The sequence below is a fragment of the Neobacillus sp. BF23-41 genome (assembly GCF_041106275.1).
In genome coordinates this window covers 13899-31683 of the sequence record NZ_JBGBPR010000026.1, presented here as the reverse complement: position 1 = coordinate 31683, position 17785 = coordinate 13899, and the positions used below count along the sequence as shown (strand labels likewise).

Sequence of the window (17785 nt, the reverse complement as noted above, 5' to 3'; positions counted from 1 at the left end):
TGTTGTTACCTCCCCATGGAAATTTTCAATTAGCCGATCTTTTCTTCTTTGGTTTCTATTGTCTTCCCTTCCGTAAAGAGATGACAGGAAACATGATGTCCGCTATCAATGTCTTGGAGAATGGGAATATTCGTTTTACAGCTTTCGTTTGCGACCGGACAACGAGGATGGAAGGTGCATCCTGACGGCGGATTAGCCGGACTTGGCAAATCCCCTTTAAGGATGACCCGCTCCCGCTTCGCTTTCGGATTGGCAATCGGAACTGCCGATAATAAAGCTCTCGTATAAGGATGGCTTGGGTTGGTGAAGAGCTGCTTCTTATCGGCAATCTCCACCACACGACCCAAATACATCACGGCAATCCGATCACATAAGTGCCTGACAACGGATAGATCGTGAGAAATGAAGATGAGCGTAAGATTAAACTCCTTCTTCAAATCCTTTAATAGATTTAAAACTTGCGATTGGATGGAGACATCAAGGGCAGAAACCGGTTCATCTGCAATAATCACCTTCGGTTTAAGGATGAGGGCGCGTGCGATCCCAATTCGCTGGCGCTGACCACCCGAAAAGTCATGTGGATGACGATCTAAATGCTCTTTTCGAAGCCCTACCACTTCGATGATTTCCTCCACTCTTTTCATCCGTTCCCCACGGGATGATCCAATCCCGTGCACTTTTAGCGGCTCAAGCAAAATCTGCCTAATCGTTTTGCGCGGGTTGAGAGAAGCATACGGATCCTGAAAGACCATTTGAATATCTCTGCGCATCCGGCGCATTTCTTCCTTTGACAGTTTCGCTAGATCCTTGCCATTGAACAACACTTCCCCAGCAGAAGGATCCAATAAACGCAGAATTGTACGTCCGGTTGTCGATTTTCCACAGCCTGATTCTCCCACAATTCCTAAGGTCTCACCTGGCATCACTTTAAAATCTACCCCATCGACAGCTCGTACATGACCAGTTACTTTATTGAAAAAACCCGTTTTGATTGGAAAGTATTTTTTTAACCCTCTGATCTCTAAAATAGGAGTCTTTTCGCTCATGACGCATCCTCCTCCGTAACAAGCCAACAGCGGCATTTATGCTGGCTTTCGATTTCCTTCAGCTTTGGTGCCTGTTGATGACAAATCTCCTTCGCAAAGCTGCAACGGGGAGCAAACCGGCATCCTTTCGGCATCTCATACGGAAGCGGAACCGATCCGGGAATGGTATTCAGATATTCCTTCTCATCCTCATAGGATGGAATAGAATCCATCAGCCCTATCGTATAGGGATGCTTGGGATTTTCAAACAAAGTCTCAACGTCAGTCTCCTCAACGACTTGACCGGCGTACATGACGATCACGCGGTCGCACATTTCGGCTACAACCCCTAAATCGTGGGTAATGAGCATGATGGAAGTTCCTGTTTTCTCTTTTAAATCTCTCATTAAGTCTAAAATTTGTGCCTGAATCGTTACATCAAGGGCCGTGGTTGGTTCATCGGCAATAATTAGTTTAGGATCACAGGCCATCGCCATGGCAATCATCACGCGCTGACGCATTCCACCTGACAGCTGATGGGGATGTTCCCCATAAATCTCTTCCGCTCTGGGCATCCCAACCGCCTTTAGCATCATTATGGCTCGTACTTTGGCCTCTTGCTTGGAAATGTTCATATGGAGAATAATGGCTTCTTCGATTTGCTTCCCTACCGTTTGTAACGGATTGAGGGACGTCATCGGTTCCTGGAAAATCATCGCGATTTCATTTCCCCGAACTTGCTGCATCTGCTTCTCCGGCAGGGATATCAACTCACGACCTTGGAAGGTTATGCTTCCTTCATTGCTGGCATTAGAAGGAAGCAGTCGCATAACGGAAAGGCTGGTTACACTTTTACCGCATCCAGATTCCCCAACCACGCCTAGCGTTTCACCCGGCTTAATGGAAAAATCCACACCATCGACAACCGCAACGGTACCCTTGTCTGTTTTAAACTTTGTTTTTAGATTCTTAACCTCCAAGATGGCACTCATGTTCACCTCTCCTTTCCATTATTTACGAATTCTTGGGTCCAAGGTTTGCTGCAATCCATCACCTAGCAGATTAAATCCGAGTACAACCAAAAAGATGGCCATACCAGGAAAAATAGTAGCATAGGGAGACTGAGTCATAATTGTTTGGGCCTGGTTCAGCATGCTTCCCCATGATGGAGTCGGCGGCTGCACGCCTAATCCTAAATAGGATAAGGAGGCTTCTGCTAGAATTCCTGATGCCATAGCCAGAGTGGATTGAATGATAATCGGATTAAGGGCATTCGGCAGGATATGACTGAAAATAATACGAAGATCTTTGACGCCTGTCGCTTTGGCCGCATGAATATATTCCATATTGCGAAGTTGCAGCACCTGTCCGCGTGTAATCCGGATAAAAGCGGGGGCAAACCCAATCCCAATGGCGATCATCGCATTTCCGAATCCATTTCCCAACACGGCGGCAATGGCCAGTGCCAAGATAAGGAAAGGGAAAGCCTGCATGGCATCAACGGAACGCATGACCACCCATTCATCCCAGAATCCGCCAAAGTATCCGGCAAGAAGTCCAATCGGGACACCAATGAGGATAGCAATGCCTACAGATAATAACGCTGCTTTAATCGAAATTTGTGCTCCATAAACGACTCGGGAGAAGATATCTCTTCCTAAATCATCCGTTCCAAAAAAATGTTCCCCGCCTGGAGGCAAAAGAATAGCATTATAGTCTTGGGCGTTCGGATCAAAAGGGGCCAATTGATGGGCAAAAATAGCCATTAGAATCAAAGATAGAATTATAACCCCACCGAAAACACCTAATCCTGTCCGCAAAAACTTTTTGAATGTCTTCATTATGAAACCCCCTTGCCCGCTTTGATTCGAGGATCGATCACGGCATAAAGCAAATCAACGACTAGATTTACACCAACAACCAATACGGCAGATACTAAGATCGCTCCTTGTACGGTTACATAATCACGTTTAAAAACGGATTCTACGATGAGTCGGCCAAAGCCCGGAATGGAGAAAATCGATTCGGTAATAACCAATCCACCAAGAAGTCCGGCAATCATCAATCCGGAGGTAGTAACAACCGGAATCATCGCATTGCGGAGAACATGTCCTAAAATGGTCTTCACTTCATTTAGCCCTTTCGCTTTAGCGGTACGGACAAAATCCATATGGACTACTTCGAGCAAAGAAGAGCGAAGCATTCTCATCAGAACCGCCGATTCCCGAAGACCTGTGGCCAAACAAGGTAAAATCATGGCCATCAAATTCTGTACCGGATTTTGTGCAATCGAAACATACCCAGAGGCCGGAAGCCAGCCTAAATGAACGGAAAAATACATAATAGCCATCATCGCCAGCCAAAAGCTTGGGATACTCATCCCGCCCAAAGCAACAAATGTACTGGTATAGTCAAGAACGGTTCCTCTTCTAACGGCAGCAAGGATACCGGCAGGAAAAGCAATCAGCAAAGCGACCACAAAGGTACCAATCGTTAATTCAACCGTAGCAGGCAATCGTTGGGAAATCAGTTCGGTGACAGGAACCCGATCCGTGATCGATATTCCCAGATTTCCTGTCAAAACATGCCCAAGCCAGGTAAAGTACTGAACGACAATAGGCTTATCCAATCCTAATTCTGCCCGAAGTGATTGATAGGCTTCTGGTGTCGCCTCTTGACCAAGAATGACCCGGGCTGGATCACCCGGGATCAAATGGATCAGAGAAAAGGTCAGAACCGACACTAGGAAGAGAATCGGAATGGTCAACAGCAACCGCCTTACGAGAAATTTCATGTCCTTCTCCTCCTCATTGTGTTTTCAAAAGGATGTTATTTCTTGTCTAATTTTTGTGTATGGATGATGCCGTCTGGAATATATTCAAAGCCAGTTACCTTCTTAGAGACACCAAAACGGTTGAAATCATGGTAAATGTGCACGTATTCAGATTCATCATGGACAATTTCCATCGCTTGATCATAAATCCCCTTACGCTTGGCTGGATCCAATTCAACTCTAGCTTGCTTAGCCAGCTTGTCCAATTCTGGGTTTGATATCGCTGCATAGTTGTTTGGCTGACCGGTTACAACGAAATCGAAGAAGCTTTGATCTGGATCGGGACGTCCTGACCATCCGAGTTGAAGCGCTTGGAATTTATGATTAGCCCCATTTTCCAACATCGTACCAAACTCGATCTTTTCTAGTTCTACCTGGATTCCGTAAGGCTTTAACATGTTCTGAATAACGGCTCCGAACTGTTCATTGACAGGTGAGGTGCCGATTTGTAATTTAAAGCTGAATCCATCTGGCTTTCCGCCCTTGGCCAGCAAGTCCTTAATTTCTTGTTTATTTGGCTTTTCCACTTTATCCGAATCTCCATATGCCAGGTTACCTGGTCCGAACGGAGAGTTTGCAGGTGTTCCATAGCCGTCAAGGACTACTTTGATGAAAGCATCACGGTCAACTGCCTTATTTACAGCTTGGCGAAGGTACTTATTCGTGAATGGCTCTTGTTTGGTGTTCAGGTAGAACCCCTGGTAAGCCATTCCGGCTTTAGCAACCACTTTTGCAGTCGGATTATTATCTAATCCTTTAATTTCCTTCGTCGGAACTTCATCTATGAAATCAAGTTGACCAGATTTTAAGTTTTGCACCGCTGCTGTACCGTTCGTAAATACTTTGTAATTCAATTCATCAATTTTGACTTTACCATTCCAATAGTTTTCATTCTTTTTCAACGTAACATGGTCGCCATTAACATGTTCCACGAAAACATAGGCACCTGTTCCTACAGGGTGGTTCAAGTAATCATCACCATATTTCTTCACCGCTTCAGGAGAGACCATCATTCCTGAACGATCTGTAAGGATCGAAATAAACGGAGAGAATGGTTCAGATAGCTCAATCTTCACCGTTTGCGGATCAACAACATCCACTTTTTGTACAAAATTCATTTCATTCTTACGACGAGAATTATCTGCTTTATCACGCTCGATGTTGAACTTCACAGCATCGGCATTAAATTCAGTACCGTCATGAAACTTGATTCCAGTCTTTAATTTAAAGGTATACACCTTTCCATCCGGAGAAACCTCATAGGAATCGACTAGGACAGGTACAATTTTTCCACCCTTGTCCAGGTCAAAGAGTTTATCATAGATGCTGTTTTGAACTTGGCGATCGACTAGAGCATTGGATTGGCTAGGATCTAAGCTTGGCGGATCCGCCTTCAGACTGATGTTAATCACTTTTTTGCCAGCAGGTGTGGAAGCCGCAGGCTTTTGAGCAGATTTTTCAGTCGATGCAGACTGATTCCCACCACTGCATCCGGTTATGGCGATCATCGATCCTATAATAGCTGTTGCAAATGTAAATCGAGCCTTTTTACTTAACATACTTTCTACCCCCATTTATGATTAGTTTTTATTTTTAAGCGACTATACAAATCTGAATAATATTTATTTTCTGAAATTTTATCCTAAAAAAATTGTTACCAATGAGTTCTTATTGTTGTTTTGTTTTCTCCTGCAGCTGTTCTTCATTCTCCCATTTTTCATGCAGCTTTTCATAACGAATCGCTACGTCATACAAATGTTCCCTCATCATTTGTCTCGCTAGCTCGACATTATGCTCTTTGATCGCCCGGTAAATTTTCTCGTGGAATTGGATAGTTGTTAGCTTATCCGAAATCAAAAGCATTTCTCTTTTGGCTGAGGTCAGAAAATCAGTAATAGATTCATAGACTTTCATCAAAACCTGATTTCTTGTTGCATGGACAATGGCCTGGTGAAATTTTTGGTCCGCTTCGAGAATAGGTAAATTCATTTGGATCGCTCTCTTCATCATTTCCAGTGATTGCTCCATTTGAACAAAGTCCTCTTCTTTTGCCACTTCCGCTGCTTTTCCGCAAATTTCAACTTCTAGCATCAAACGAAACTCCATGAGTTCTCGAGAACTTTTCGGATCGAGCAGAGCGGACACAACATGCTTGTGGACCATGTCGCTAAAATCCGTTTTTTTGACAAATACGCCAATCCCCATGCGCTTCTCCAAGACCTGCATATCCACCAGGCTATTTAAGGCTTCTCTCACGGATGATCTGCCTACCTTCAATGTTTCCATCAGCTCACGTTCCGAATGCAGTTTATCACCTACCTTAAACGTCCCTTTCTTAATTTCCTCCAAGACATATTCAGTTACAATACTACTAACTTTTTTCGACATGCTCAGCACCCCATTCAATTTACTCGTCTTATGTATCTTACCTGTCTTATGCGTCTTACATGTCTCACCTGTCTGATGGGTTGGTTTGATTATATTTAACATTTTTATTATTGTCAATATTTTAATAACACTAAACTTTCAGAATATTATTCTGCATCATATAGTTAACTAACTGCATTTAACAATATCTGAAGAGGAAGAAGTCGCTTAATGAAACCTTCACACGGTGGCTGCCATCGCTATAGACTGTCCTCTCTCACCTTTATGAAGTTTACATTTTCTTTTTCTACTTCATTTAAAGAGCCATCAAAGGAAGGGTCTGGATGATACCATGACTTACTTGAAAAATATGTTTGCAGATCCTGTGATTTAAAGCCATACCCATGACGTGCATAGATTTCATTTCTGGCTAAACGCAGCTGCCCTTTTGTAAGATTAGCAATGTCTTCTTCACTCACCACCCTCTTATCACTAGCAGGCAAAATATGATCTGAAGAGGAAAGATTTGAACTTTCATGACTTTTTTCTTTTGTTGAATGGTGATCATGACTAGATTGATCTTTATTTTCTACAGCTTTATCTTTTGATTGATCAATCGTTTTGGTGGCTGCTACATTCGATTTAGGTCCAGACTTATAAAAATCTTTAACCATTAAGGTAACGCTTATGACGAGCAGCAAACCTATAATCGATCCGAGTCCTACTAATAATCTCGTTTTCGAACGATTTTTCTTTATTTCCATGCGCGTTTTTAAGGTTGAGGGCATGTTCTTATTATCTTGTGCAACCCTCGAACCACAGTTTGTACAGAAATCTACTAGATTCATATATTTTTCACCACAATTTGTGCAAAAATCCATTTAAACATTCCCCTTTCTATTGAATATTCCTTAGTAAAGGACATCCAAGATTCTATACTTTGCAATCATTAATATTATAGAACAAAAAGGGGTTGGAATTATTTCAAACAGATTATTCTGATGTGACAGCACCATTTCAGGTCCTATAATTTCCTGAAAATCTCCAGTTAATCTTCCTTTCTACAAGAGAGGGATTCAGCCCACCCAAAAAAAGCGGTTTAGAACACATATTTACATGTGTCTATCCGCTTTTTTTCGGGACCTGACAGCCCTCGTTTTCAACCTTATTTCTAAAAAAGAAGAAATCTATTTTTTCATTTCGACTATTAAGGATAAGGAGGAGAGACTTTATAAATACTATCCCAAAAAAACAGAAAGGTTTCTATCCTATCATTGTCTGAAACACGTAAAAGAAGGTTTAGTATGAGAGAGGGGATATAACAAGAAGCAACATCAAGGCCTATGGAGATGCTTGCTAGAAATTTTACTTGTGTTTTAATTAATCATTAGATATTAAGGGTCAATGGCTAAAACCATGACGTCCTGTCACAACACTTTTGCCCGTACATTCTGTACATTGAAAAACTAACCGTGCAGCATTCTGTACGTCGAACCCCCAGTGATGTAAGGTTCACTCTATTGGTGGATAGAATAAAAGAAGAAACGGGAGTGAACTATTCACTTCCGTTCTTTTCACCCCATTAAGGGGAGTTTTAGGCTAATACAAGCTCTTTTTCTTCCACAAGGGATAGTAAGCGTTTTTTAATGTCTTCTGGGTTGACAGTTGTTTGGGCCACTCCACTGTCTATTGCCGCCTGTGCTACAGCTGCCGCAACGTGAGCAGCAACTCTGCGATCAAATGGATCTGGAATTACATAGTCTGCATGAAGCTCATGATCTGGAATGAGTTCGGCAATGGCGTAAACTGCTGCTAACTTCATTTTTTCATTGATTTCTGTTGCGTATACGTCCAGCGCACCGCGGAAAATACCAGGGAAGGCAAGAACATTGTTGACCTGGTTCGGAAAGTCGGACCGACCTGTACCGACTACTTTAGCACCCGTATCTTTTGCTTCTTGGGGCATAATTTCAGGGATTGGATTTGCGAGAGCAAAAATGATTGAATCATGATTCATGGACTGAATCATTTCTTCATTGATAGCACCGGCAGCCGATACACCTACAAAGACATCGGATCCAACCATCGCATCTTTTAATGTTCCTTGTTTCTTCTCTCTATTTGTGATAAGTGCCATTTCTTCTTTAAAAGGATTCATGCCGACAGGGCGACCTTTATAGATAATTCCTTTTGTGTCACATAAAATCACATCTTTTACACCCATTTGCAGTAAAAGCTTCACAATCGCTACACCAGCAGCACCTGCTCCATTGACAACAACACAAATTTCTTCCAACTTCTTATCTACAAGCTTAAGGGCGTTAATCAACCCGGCTGCTGTTACAATCGCTGTTCCATGCTGGTCGTCATGGAAAATAGGGATGTTGCAAGCTTTTCGTAATTGTTCTTCAATCTCAAAGCATTGCGGTGCTGCAATGTCCTCCAAGTTGACGCCTCCAAATGTAGGCTCTAACAATTTAACCACTTCTACGATTTTATCAGGATCAGTCGTATTCAGGCAAAGAGGGAATGCATCGACATCGGCAAATGTTTTGAATAACAATGCTTTTCCCTCCATAACAGGCATGGCAGCTTTTGGGCCAATATTTCCAAGTCCGAGTACAGCTGTTCCGTCTGAAACGACGGCAACAAGATTACCCTTCATCGTATAGTCATATACTTTGCTTTCATTTTCATAAATTTCTAGGCAGGGTTCTGCAACGCCGGGTGAATAAGCAAGACTTAAATCGTTTGCATTGCGTACTGCGACTTTTGAGTGAACACCAAGCTTTCCTCGATTTTCTTTGTGCATCTTTAATGCTTCTTCACGTAAAGTTGACATACAATGTCTCTCCCTGTTTTTAATTTTGTTTCCATACTGCTAGCCTATATAACGAAAGAATATATAACTTTGGGCTTCAGCCCATTTTATTCTTAGTTATCATGGTAAAGATCTTAAACAGCAACTAAATCAACACCATAATCATTATAATAAACAATCTCGGAAAGAATCTTACAGCCTTTAATGTTTTCGAAAGCTTTTCTTGCTTCTTCTTCTGTGTCAAATTCAAACATGCTAATAGTTGAATTTGAATAGAGAGTGATGACCCACATAAAAATATCCCCCAATTAAAAGATAATTTTTCTTCTTTTTCCACAGACTGATAGGTAATTTCAAAAGCACCATGTTTTTTACTTATCATACTGAATCTACTTTTTTTATTGCTTTTCTGTTCTTACATCTTGAATAAGCTGTTACTCTCTTTCAAAAAGGGCGGCACCAGCAATCCCAGGGTTTGTCAGCTCATAAGGATTTAATATGAGATCAAGCTCTTCTTCTGTTAATACATCATATTGCAGGCATAGCTCGCGTACGGATTTTCCTTTTAAAATAGCTTCCCGTGCGATGCGTGCAGCCACTTCGTATCCAATATGCGGATTTACAGCTGTAATAATTCCTACGCTTTTTTCTACATATTCTTTTAATCAGTCTTCGTTTGCTTCAATGCATTCGTGCATGTTCGTTTTTCAAGTTGAATTCCCCCATCTATATCTTGCTCACTTATGATGTTAAGAAAGATTAAGCAACATTTGTCTGCTTACTGGAGTCAAGTGATTTGATATAATCATTTGCTTTCTGTTCATTGAATTGACCTTCCCATTTAGAAATAACAACTGCCGCAAGCGAGTTACCTACGACGTTAACCGCTGTTCTCGCCATATCTAAAAGACGGTCAATACCAGCGATAAACGCTAATCCTTCTACCGGAATTCCAACTGTACCGAGCGTTGCCAACAATACAACAAACGACACTCCCGGAACCCCCGCTATTCCTTTAGATGTTACTATCAATACAAGTAATAAAGAGATTTGGTCGCCAATCGATAAATCAATGCCATACATTTGCGCAATAAACATGGCCGCTAATGCTTGATATAAAGTAGACCCATCTAAGTTGAAAGAATAGCCTGTTGGGATAACGAACGAAGTGATTCCTTTTGGGCATCCGAATTTCTCCATTTTAGTCATAATACGAGGTAATACAGTCTCAGAACTAGCCGTTGAATAAGCAAGGATCAGTTCATCTTTTAATAACTTAATAAAATGAATAATGTTAATGCCTGCCCATCTTGCGACAAGTCCTAAAACAACTAACACAAAGAAAATCATCGTTGCATAAACAAGAATCATTAACTTACTTAATGGGATCAGTGATTGAACACCGAATTTTGATACCGTTATACCAATTAATGCAAATACACCAAATGGAGCAAACTTCATGATTTGGTTTGTCACAAAGAACATTGCTTCAGCTGTACCATCGAAAAACTTTAAGACCGGTTTTCCTTTTTCACCTATGGCTGCCACTCCTAGTCCAAATAAAACAGAGAAGAAAATAATGGCCAACATGTTTCCTTCTGTCATTGCTGCAATGATGTTCGGAGGAACGATGTTGACGAAAGTTTCAGCAAAACCGTGGCTTTTCGTCGTTTCGGTTGTTGCTACATAACTGCCGATATCTGTCTTCTGTAAGGATGACATGTCAACGCCGCTGCCGGGTTGAAAGATATTTGCCGCTAACAATCCAATTAGAATGGCAATAGTCGTAATGACTTCAAAATATAAAATCGTTTTACCACCGAGTTTACCAAGCTTTTTCATATCCCCAACCCCGGCAACACCGACAATTAAGCTTGAGACAACAATTGGAATCACAATCATTTTGATTAAGCGAATAAAAATATCTCCAATCGGCTTGAGGAATCCTTCAATATTTGGATTTCCATAAAAGGCAGCTCCAACCGCGATTCCTAAAATGAGACCAATTACAATCTGCCAGGCTAGGCTAAGTTTTAGTTTTTTCATCCCATACACCCCTTCAAGTTTATTTCTAATATGAGTGTAAGCGATTACATACAAAAACCTACCGAATCATACGAAAACCTACAAATAATTATTAAAAAATAAAAAATTTTCTCATAACTATTTCAATTTTCCAAAGGTTTGAGTACAATGTGTAATGTTTGTACAATATGTAATGTTTGTACAATGTAATGTAAGGAGGTGTCCGAATTGAAGGAACGAATTTTAGCAGTCGTATTGATGATGATTACCGTACCGCTCGCTGGAGAGTTTAAATTCTATCCGTTCAATGATGCATTCCGCGTCAGCCTGGGGACACCGGCATTTTTCTTGTTTTTGTTATTAGGCAGGGGCATTCACCCGATTATTGTAGGAATTTTGACTGGGACAAGTGTGTTTGTGTTTCGGTTTTTGCTTGCAGTCATAATCAGGGATATACCGGTTGAAGATGCGATATACCATCATTTTCCAGCATTCTTTTATTACGTCGTGTACGCCTTCATGTTTCATTTTACAAAGCTGAATGATCAGCATAACAAGCCGTTTATGATTGGATTACTAGGCGTGGTCATTGAATTTTGGGCAAGCTTGTCGGAAATGGCGATTCGATCCTCGTTAGCGGATCAAACCATTTCATTTTATTCAATCGAACAAATTATCTTTATCGCGTTTATTCGAAGTTTTTTTGTACTTGGTTTTTTTAACATTTTTAAACTGAGAGAAGCAAAATTGGCAGAGGAAGAGCAGCGCAGACAAAACGAGCAAATGCTGCTGTTCATTTCGAATTTGTATGAGGAATCTGTTCAGCTTAAGAAAACGATGCAAAATGCAGAAGAAATCACCCGCATATGTTACGATTTTTATCGTAGGTTGAAATCGGGAGATTATCATGGTCATGATGCCCAAACCGCACTGCAAATCGCAGGTCTCGTGCATGAAATGAAAAAAGATAATCAGCGAATTTATGCTGGACTATCCAAGTTGATGTCCTCTGAAAAGCTAGAGGACTACATGAGCATTGAGCAGCTGAGTAACATTATGTTTGTTTCCAATAGAAGGTATGCGGAGTTATTGAATAAACACGTTTCGTTTTCCCTGCAAGTGGAAGAAGAACATCCGCCATATCATGTATACATGGTGTTATCATTGATAAATAACTTGATCTCAAATGCGGTGGAAGCCATTGAACAAGAGGGACATGTATCGTTGTATGTCATTCGAAGAGACCGGATGGTAGAATTTCATGTCTGTGATAATGGACCAGGCATTGCGCCGAAGCTGAAAGAAGTCATTTTTAAAGAGGGGTTTACAACGAAGTATGATGCTTGCGGCAATCCTTCCACAGGCATTGGACTTTCGTATGTGAAACAAACCGTCGACAAGCTTGGCGGACATATTAAGCTAATAGAAAGTCATAAAGAAACCGTATTTGTTATCGAGATTCCAATTGAGGCGATGATACAGAAAGGATAGGTCATATGAATTACTTCATTATAGACGATGATCCAGCTATTAGAGCGATGCTGACAGACATGATTGAGGATGAGGATTTAGGAAAAGTGGTGGGTGAAGCTGAAGACGGATCATTGGTGGACAATGGATTGCTTGCGCTCAAAAAAGTAGAAGTGGTGCTCATTGATTTACTGATGCCAAAAAGGGATGGCATTGAAACAATTCGTGTTCTTTCTTCTGAATTCCAGGGGAAATTCGTGATGATTTCGCAAGTGGAGGTAAAGGAGCTCATAGGGGAAGCATATAGTTTAGGAGCAGAATACTACATCACAAAACCGTTAAACCGCCTTGAAATCGCAGGAGTGTTAAAAAAGGTAAACGAAAAGGTGATTCTGGAAAAATCAATTCGAGGAATACAAGAATCGTTAACATTATTTACAGTTCATCAGTCGCCTCCATCCAGCTCTTCTCATACAAAAAATTTAATCGAAGCAGGCGGTTCATTGATTTCGGATTTAGGGATAATCGGAGAAAGCGGCAGTGAAGACTTGATGAAGATTTTAGAATTCCTGCAGGATCAAAAACAAAAGTTCGGATCCCTCTACAACTTTCCGCCTCTAAAAGAAATATTTTATGAAAATGCCAAAAAAAAGCTTGGAGAACAGGCTGCCGAGGCGGAAATACAAAAAGAAATGAAAGCCTCCGAACAACGGGTTCGCAGAGCTATTCACCAGGTGCTCATCCATATTGCCTCATTAGGATTAACAGATTACACGAATCCAAAATTTGAAGCGTATTCATCCACGTTTTTCGATTTCTCGGAAGTCCGAAAGAAAATGTTGGAGCTTGAAGATAAAAGTGAAAGAAGCACCAATCAAAGCCGAATCAACATGAAAAAATTCATTCAATCGCTCTACATGGAAGCACAGCAGTTGGTGGATTAGCCAATAAATTTGTTTCTTGCAAATCGCAGGGATTGTAAAAGTGTTCCAGTCCTGTTGTAACAAGGTGTGCGGGTTGAGGCACTAGCCCGTTTCTTCAATCTCACCGCATAATATGAGATTCAGTAAGGGAAGCTATACTTCTATTTGTAATCTACGAATTATTTGCACCTGGTAATTTCACCAAAAAATTTCATTTTATCCTTCTTTTTAACTGAGGGGGATTCAGCCCACCCAAAAAAAGCGAATTAGAACCCACATTTACATGTGTCTAATCCGCTTTTTTTCAGGACCTGACAGTCCTCGTTTTCAACCTTATTTCTAATTACACTCTGTTTATCTCTTCTGCCGGCTTTTTAAAAGTATTAAATATTGAATTTGACTTCTGCTTCCTTCCTGGCTCTGTTACATTCATTCTTGATTCTAGTTTGCCGGAGAGGAAAGAGAAGATTAACACAAGAACAAAATAATACAATCCTACAATCACATACGAATTCAATTGTTGAAAGCTGGATGCCGCGACGCTAAGGCCCGCCCCCCACAAATCCGCCATGCCCACGTAGGCAACAAGAGAAGAGTCCTTTAAACAAATGATGAACTGGTTACTGAGTGAAGGGATGGCTGATTTAAACGCTTGGGGCAGAATGATTCTTCTCATTGCCAACGGATAGGACATTCCAAGTGATCTTGCAGCTTCCATTTGCCCGCGGTCAACAGATTGAATGGCCCCGCGAAAGATCTCGGCAATATAAGCCCCGCAATGAATAGCCAAGCCAATCGCTCCGGCCCAGAACTGCGACAGAGTCACAATCGATGTGATGCCAAAATAAAGAACCGCAATCTGAACAATAAGCGGAGTTCCACGGATCACGGTGATATAGACATGTGCAATAAAGTTCAAAAATTTGTTATTAGAGAGACGAAAAAAGGCAAAGATTAAGCCAATAAGACAGCCAATCAGAAGAGAGATAATGGTAACCTTAAGCGTAAGCAACGTTGCCTCAAAAAAAAGCTGATAATTGGAAAGAAGAATTTCTAGCAAATGGATTCACCCCACATATGATCTGTTATCAGGTGCCCCTCGAGGGCACCCTTTTTCACCCTAGTTGTTTGTTCCTAAAATGTTGCGGCCAAAATATTTATCAGAAATCTTGTCATAGGTTCCGTCTTTTATGATTTCATCCATAGCCTTGTTCAGCTTGTCCATTAATTCCTTATCCTCTTTCCTGACGGCAATCGCTTGATCATCATGTGTCATAGGCTTTCCAACATCCTTGATTTTAACGGTGCCTGACTTGATAATCGGCAGTCCGACCATTCGATCGGTTATCGCAGCGTCAATTCTCTTGGAAGGAAGATCCATAAGAGCCACTAAATCTGTATCATATTCAACAATGTTTTCTTTTGATGTATATTTTAACGCCAGATCCTTATAAGGCGTTCCCTTGGCCACCCCGATACGCTTCCCTTTCAAATCATCCGGAGATTTGATATCTGTATTATTTTCCGATACGAAAACCTGTGAGCCTGATCTGTAATATGGATTTGAAAAGTCAACCACCTTTTTTCGCTCATCCGTAATCGTCATGCTGCCCAGGATGGCATCGTATTTTTTGGCTTGTAGGCCTTGGATGATCGTTTCCCAAGGATTCGTTACCGGAACGGCCTTCATTCCCATTTTTTTAGCAAGTGCCTTGCCGATCTCAACATCAAATCCCTTCAGTTCGTTGCTTTCTTTATAATTAAACGGTTTGAACAACCCACTCATGGCATAGTGAAACTCTTTTTTCTCTGCAGAATTCGACTGAGAAACTTGTTCTTTCGCTCCACACCCTGACATGATCAAAACTCCAGCCATACAGGCTGCTACAAGACTGATAATTGACTTTTTCATTTTTTCTTCCCCCTTATCATTGGCTATAGAATACTGTTAAGAAATTGCTTTGCTTTTTCATGCTGCGGATTTTCAAAAAACGTCTTAGGTGCCCCCTGTTCAAGAATCTGTCCATCTCCCATAAAGACAACACGATCCGCTACTTCCCGAGCAAATCCCATCTCGTGAGTAACAATTACCATAGTCATCCCTTCATTGGCCAGTTCTTTCATGACCTGCAAAACTTCCCCTACCAATTCTGGATCAAGCGCGGAGGTTGGCTCATCAAAAAGCATTACATTGGGTTTCATGGCAAGCGCACGAGCGATGGCAAGCCGCTGCTTCTGTCCCCCGGACAATAAATTCGGATATGTATTGGCCTTATCGCCTAATCCCACCTTCTCCAGAAGACTATAGGCCGCTTTCTTCGCATCCTCCTTTCTTTCTCTTTTTACATGCATCGGGGCTTCGATGATATTCTCCAGCACTGTTTTATGTGGAAAGAGATTGAAATGTTGAAAGACCATCCCAACTTCTGCACGTACGCGATTTAAATCCGTTTTCCCCGGATCGATCTGTTCGTTGTTTATCCATACCTCTCCTTTATCATAAACTTCAAGGAAGTTAATGCAGCGCAGCAATGTACTCTTTCCTGAACCGCTGGCTCCCACCAATACCACCACTTCCTTCGGCTGAACCGACAAATCGATTCCCTTCAGCACCTCCAATGAATCAAATGACTTGTATAATTGCTTTACCTGAATCAACAAGACCCCCCCTTTTCTATAATTAAAAACGGATTCAAACTAATGAAACATCATAAATGATAGAATATCACTCTATTATAATAATAAATTCCGAAAATTTCAAATTGCTTATAAATTGCAAGCGGATACAAATGTGATTAATATTGAATGTTTGTTATTTTCTGGTGTTCTCTTTTTCAATTCTCCTTTCTACTAAGATAATATTCTAATAATTATAATTATTCATGAAATAGATGAATAAATCAATTATATCCAATTCATTTTAGGGGGGTTCTTTGGAGAAGGTCATATTCAGTAACAATAGAACAAACAGCGCTTGGATTCTAGTAATCCAAGCGCATAATCCATTACTCTATTTATTGCCACAAGCTCCGCGAATAAAATTTTTTTGTTTCGCTGCAAGGAATTCCAGCTCTCCAGATGATGGTCTTTCTAAGTGTTGGACCTAATAGCGCTAAAGGTCTTAGATATTTCACAAACAATATTAAGATTGAATGGTTCTATGATGGCCATTGGACCATACACGATAGTAGTTCAGTTATTAACTCTTCTCTTTATACTTTTTTAGGTTTCTAAAACATCTGTTTATTCCATGATTCATATAGACTAGCACTAGCCATCGTCTTTAACGAGGCCTTAAAATAGGCTTCGCTTTTTGTATTTGGATTCACTTGAAAACAAGTTAAATCACACACAACAGGGACGGTTCTCATGGTCCAAATGAGATTAGTTCCGTCCACAAGTTCGGGGCGTGACAGGCATGGAGATTTAGTTTCTTACTATTAAGCTATTGCTTCTAAATTCGCTCATTAAATGGTTAAATTCGCTCATTAAAGCCCAAAATCCGCCCATAAAACTCGAAGATTCGCTCATAAAACTCAAAAATTCGCCCATTAAAGGGTCAAATCGTTTAATAAATCATAAATGCGCAACTATTGAAGTGTAATTTTACACAAAATATCATTTAAACTAGCCCTCCATGAGTAATCCTCTCAAACTTCAGATTAATATAACTCAATAATGGGTTCTTACTTTGCAGCTTCGAAGATTCATTGGCCGATAAAATGCTAGTTTCGCTGATAAAAGTGGGATTTCCGCTGATAAAAGTCGGTTTTTCGCTGATAAAATGATCCAGTTCGCTGATATCCTTCAATAATTCGCTGATAAGCTGCTCATTGAACTAATTCCCCCCTCCGGGCTCCCTCCTCCGCCTAAAAGTTAGCTTTATTTATGCAAATTTGGCTTTTATTTGCGGATTCACTGCTTTTATTTGCGGATCGTCCACGAAATCTCGAAAACTACTATTAAATTGCCCTGAGAGACGCTATCCTCCAGGGCTTTTTTCAATTTATTTAAAATTCTCTTCTCCCTCCCCTGTCCTTTTTGCCGACTTTTTTCTATATATAAGGTGAAAGGTGGTGAGAGACAATGGCACTAGCGTTATTAGAAGTAACGAAGCTTCGTATCGTATTTGAAGCAGGCATGGATGACGAGGGAAATCCCATCCTCAAATCGAAAACGTTTAGCAATGTCACCAAGGCAGCTACTGCAGATCAATTATCGCAAGCTGCACTAGCAGTTGCAGTTCTATGCAATGACACGCTAAACAAAGTGGAGCGGAATGATAGCATCGCAATTCTAGGTTAATAGTCTAACAAAATAA

At 40.9% G+C, this 17785-nt stretch carries 16 protein-coding genes and 1 pseudogene; 3 read left to right on the top strand and 14 right to left on the bottom strand.

The window, feature by feature from the left end; translation table 11 throughout:
* Positions 1–29: 29 nt before the first annotated feature.
* From AB7942_RS25295 to gltP, 11 genes and pseudogenes are all read right to left on the bottom strand, one after another.
* Positions 30–1046 (bottom strand): ABC transporter ATP-binding protein, encoded by a 1017-nt coding sequence (locus AB7942_RS25295; protein WP_369448996.1) that lies wholly within the window; start codon positions 1044–1046, stop codon positions 30–32.
* Positions 1043–2017 (bottom strand): ABC transporter ATP-binding protein, encoded by a 975-nt coding sequence (locus AB7942_RS25290; protein ID WP_369448995.1) that lies wholly within the window; start codon positions 2015–2017, stop codon positions 1043–1045. Before AB7942_RS25290 ends, AB7942_RS25295 begins: the two co-directional genes overlap by 4 nt.
* A gap of 18 nt (positions 2018–2035) precedes the next feature.
* Positions 2036–2866: an ABC transporter permease gene (locus AB7942_RS25285; protein ID WP_335438227.1), complete on the bottom strand. Its 831-nt coding sequence runs from the start codon at positions 2864–2866 to the stop codon at positions 2036–2038.
* Positions 2866–3819: an ABC transporter permease gene (locus AB7942_RS25280; RefSeq protein ID WP_369448994.1), complete on the bottom strand. Its 954-nt coding sequence runs from the start codon at positions 3817–3819 to the stop codon at positions 2866–2868. Before AB7942_RS25280 ends, AB7942_RS25285 begins: the two co-directional genes overlap by 1 nt.
* Before the next feature lie 35 nt (positions 3820–3854).
* Positions 3855–5417, bottom strand: a complete 1563-nt coding sequence (locus tag AB7942_RS25275; protein ID WP_369448993.1) for an ABC transporter substrate-binding protein — start codon at positions 5415–5417, stop codon at positions 3855–3857.
* A gap of 109 nt (positions 5418–5526) precedes the next feature.
* Positions 5527–6246, bottom strand: coding sequence for a FadR/GntR family transcriptional regulator (locus tag AB7942_RS25270; protein WP_335438221.1), 720 nt, complete (start codon positions 6244–6246; stop codon positions 5527–5529).
* 239 nt (positions 6247–6485) lie between these two features.
* Complete coding sequence (locus AB7942_RS25265; RefSeq protein WP_369448992.1) at positions 6486–7106, bottom strand: YARHG domain-containing protein; 621 nt, start codon at positions 7104–7106, stop codon at positions 6486–6488.
* A gap of 713 nt (positions 7107–7819) precedes the next feature.
* On the bottom strand, positions 7820–9067 hold the full coding sequence (locus AB7942_RS25260) for an NAD(P)-dependent malic enzyme (protein WP_369448991.1): 1248 nt from the start codon (positions 9065–9067) through the stop codon (positions 7820–7822).
* A gap of 113 nt (positions 9068–9180) precedes the next feature.
* On the bottom strand, positions 9181–9339 hold the full coding sequence (locus AB7942_RS25255) for a hypothetical protein (protein ID WP_335398054.1): 159 nt from the start codon (positions 9337–9339) through the stop codon (positions 9181–9183).
* Positions 9340–9480: 141 nt separating this feature from the next.
* Positions 9481–9711, bottom strand: a pseudogene (aspA, locus tag AB7942_RS25250) (aspartate ammonia-lyase); the annotation flags it as partial.
* Between the two features lie 94 nt (positions 9712–9805).
* Positions 9806–11092: a glutamate/aspartate:proton symporter GltP gene (gene gltP, locus AB7942_RS25245; protein ID WP_369448990.1), complete on the bottom strand. Its 1287-nt coding sequence runs from the start codon at positions 11090–11092 to the stop codon at positions 9806–9808.
* A 207-nt stretch (positions 11093–11299) separates the two neighbouring features.
* Between gltP and AB7942_RS25240 the strand changes: the two genes are divergently transcribed.
* Both AB7942_RS25240 and AB7942_RS25235 read left to right on the top strand, forming a co-directional pair.
* Entirely contained in the window at positions 11300–12562 is a 1263-nt protein-coding gene (locus AB7942_RS25240) for a sensor histidine kinase (protein ID WP_369448989.1), read from the top strand.
* A gap of 5 nt (positions 12563–12567) precedes the next feature.
* A complete protein-coding gene (locus tag AB7942_RS25235; RefSeq protein WP_369448988.1) occupies positions 12568–13485 on the top strand; it encodes a response regulator in 918 nt (305 codons plus the stop codon).
* 322 nt (positions 13486–13807) lie between these two features.
* On the opposite strand, the gene AB7942_RS25230 is transcribed toward AB7942_RS25235, so the two are convergent.
* Genes AB7942_RS25230 through AB7942_RS25220 form a run of 3 tightly spaced genes read right to left on the bottom strand, consistent with a single transcriptional unit; the run spans position 13808 to position 16122 of the window.
* A complete protein-coding gene (locus AB7942_RS25230; RefSeq protein ID WP_369448987.1) occupies positions 13808–14524 on the bottom strand; it encodes an amino acid ABC transporter permease in 717 nt (238 codons plus the stop codon).
* Positions 14525–14584: 60 nt separating this feature from the next.
* Positions 14585–15376, bottom strand: coding sequence for an ABC transporter substrate-binding protein (locus tag AB7942_RS25225; RefSeq protein ID WP_369448986.1), 792 nt, complete (start codon positions 15374–15376; stop codon positions 14585–14587).
* Positions 15377–15399: 23 nt separating this feature from the next.
* Positions 15400–16122, bottom strand: a complete 723-nt coding sequence (locus tag AB7942_RS25220) for an amino acid ABC transporter ATP-binding protein (RefSeq protein ID WP_369448985.1) — start codon at positions 16120–16122, stop codon at positions 15400–15402.
* 1428 nt (positions 16123–17550) lie between these two features.
* Between AB7942_RS25220 and AB7942_RS25215 the strand changes: the two genes are divergently transcribed.
* On the top strand, positions 17551–17769 hold the full coding sequence (locus AB7942_RS25215; protein WP_369448984.1) for a DUF1659 domain-containing protein: 219 nt from the start codon (positions 17551–17553) through the stop codon (positions 17767–17769).
* Positions 17770–17785 lie beyond the last annotated feature (16 nt).

What these genes read in the sequence shown, in the direction of transcription:
- AB7942_RS25280 (WP_369448994.1), bottom strand. Translation starts at nt 3,819, where the DNA reads ATGAAATTTCTCGTAAGGCGGTTGCTGTTGACCATTCCGATTCTCTTC.
- AB7942_RS25295 (WP_369448996.1), bottom strand. Translation starts at nt 1,046, where the DNA reads ATGAGCGAAAAGACTCCTATTTTAGAGATCAGAGGGTTAAAAAAATAC.
- AB7942_RS25255 (WP_335398054.1), bottom strand. Translation starts at nt 9,339, where the DNA reads ATGTGGGTCATCACTCTCTATTCAAATTCAACTATTAGCATGTTTGAA.
- AB7942_RS25265 (WP_369448992.1), bottom strand. Translation starts at nt 7,106, where the DNA reads ATGGATTTTTGCACAAATTGTGGTGAAAAATATATGAATCTAGTAGAT.
- AB7942_RS25285 (WP_335438227.1), bottom strand. Translation starts at nt 2,866, where the DNA reads ATGAAGACATTCAAAAAGTTTTTGCGGACAGGATTAGGTGTTTTCGGT.
- AB7942_RS25215 (WP_369448984.1), top strand. Translation starts at nt 17,551, where the DNA reads ATGGCACTAGCGTTATTAGAAGTAACGAAGCTTCGTATCGTATTTGAA.
- AB7942_RS25225 (WP_369448986.1), bottom strand. Translation starts at nt 15,376, where the DNA reads ATGAAAAAGTCAATTATCAGTCTTGTAGCAGCCTGTATGGCTGGAGTT.
- gltP (WP_369448990.1), bottom strand. Translation starts at nt 11,092, where the DNA reads ATGAAAAAACTAAAACTTAGCCTAGCCTGGCAGATTGTAATTGGTCTC.
- AB7942_RS25275 (WP_369448993.1), bottom strand. Translation starts at nt 5,417, where the DNA reads ATGTTAAGTAAAAAGGCTCGATTTACATTTGCAACAGCTATTATAGGA.
- AB7942_RS25270 (WP_335438221.1), bottom strand. Translation starts at nt 6,246, where the DNA reads ATGTCGAAAAAAGTTAGTAGTATTGTAACTGAATATGTCTTGGAGGAA.
- AB7942_RS25260 (WP_369448991.1), bottom strand. Translation starts at nt 9,067, where the DNA reads ATGTCAACTTTACGTGAAGAAGCATTAAAGATGCACAAAGAAAATCGA.
- AB7942_RS25235 (WP_369448988.1), top strand. Translation starts at nt 12,568, where the DNA reads ATGAATTACTTCATTATAGACGATGATCCAGCTATTAGAGCGATGCTG.
- AB7942_RS25290 (WP_369448995.1), bottom strand. Translation starts at nt 2,017, where the DNA reads ATGAGTGCCATCTTGGAGGTTAAGAATCTAAAAACAAAGTTTAAAACA.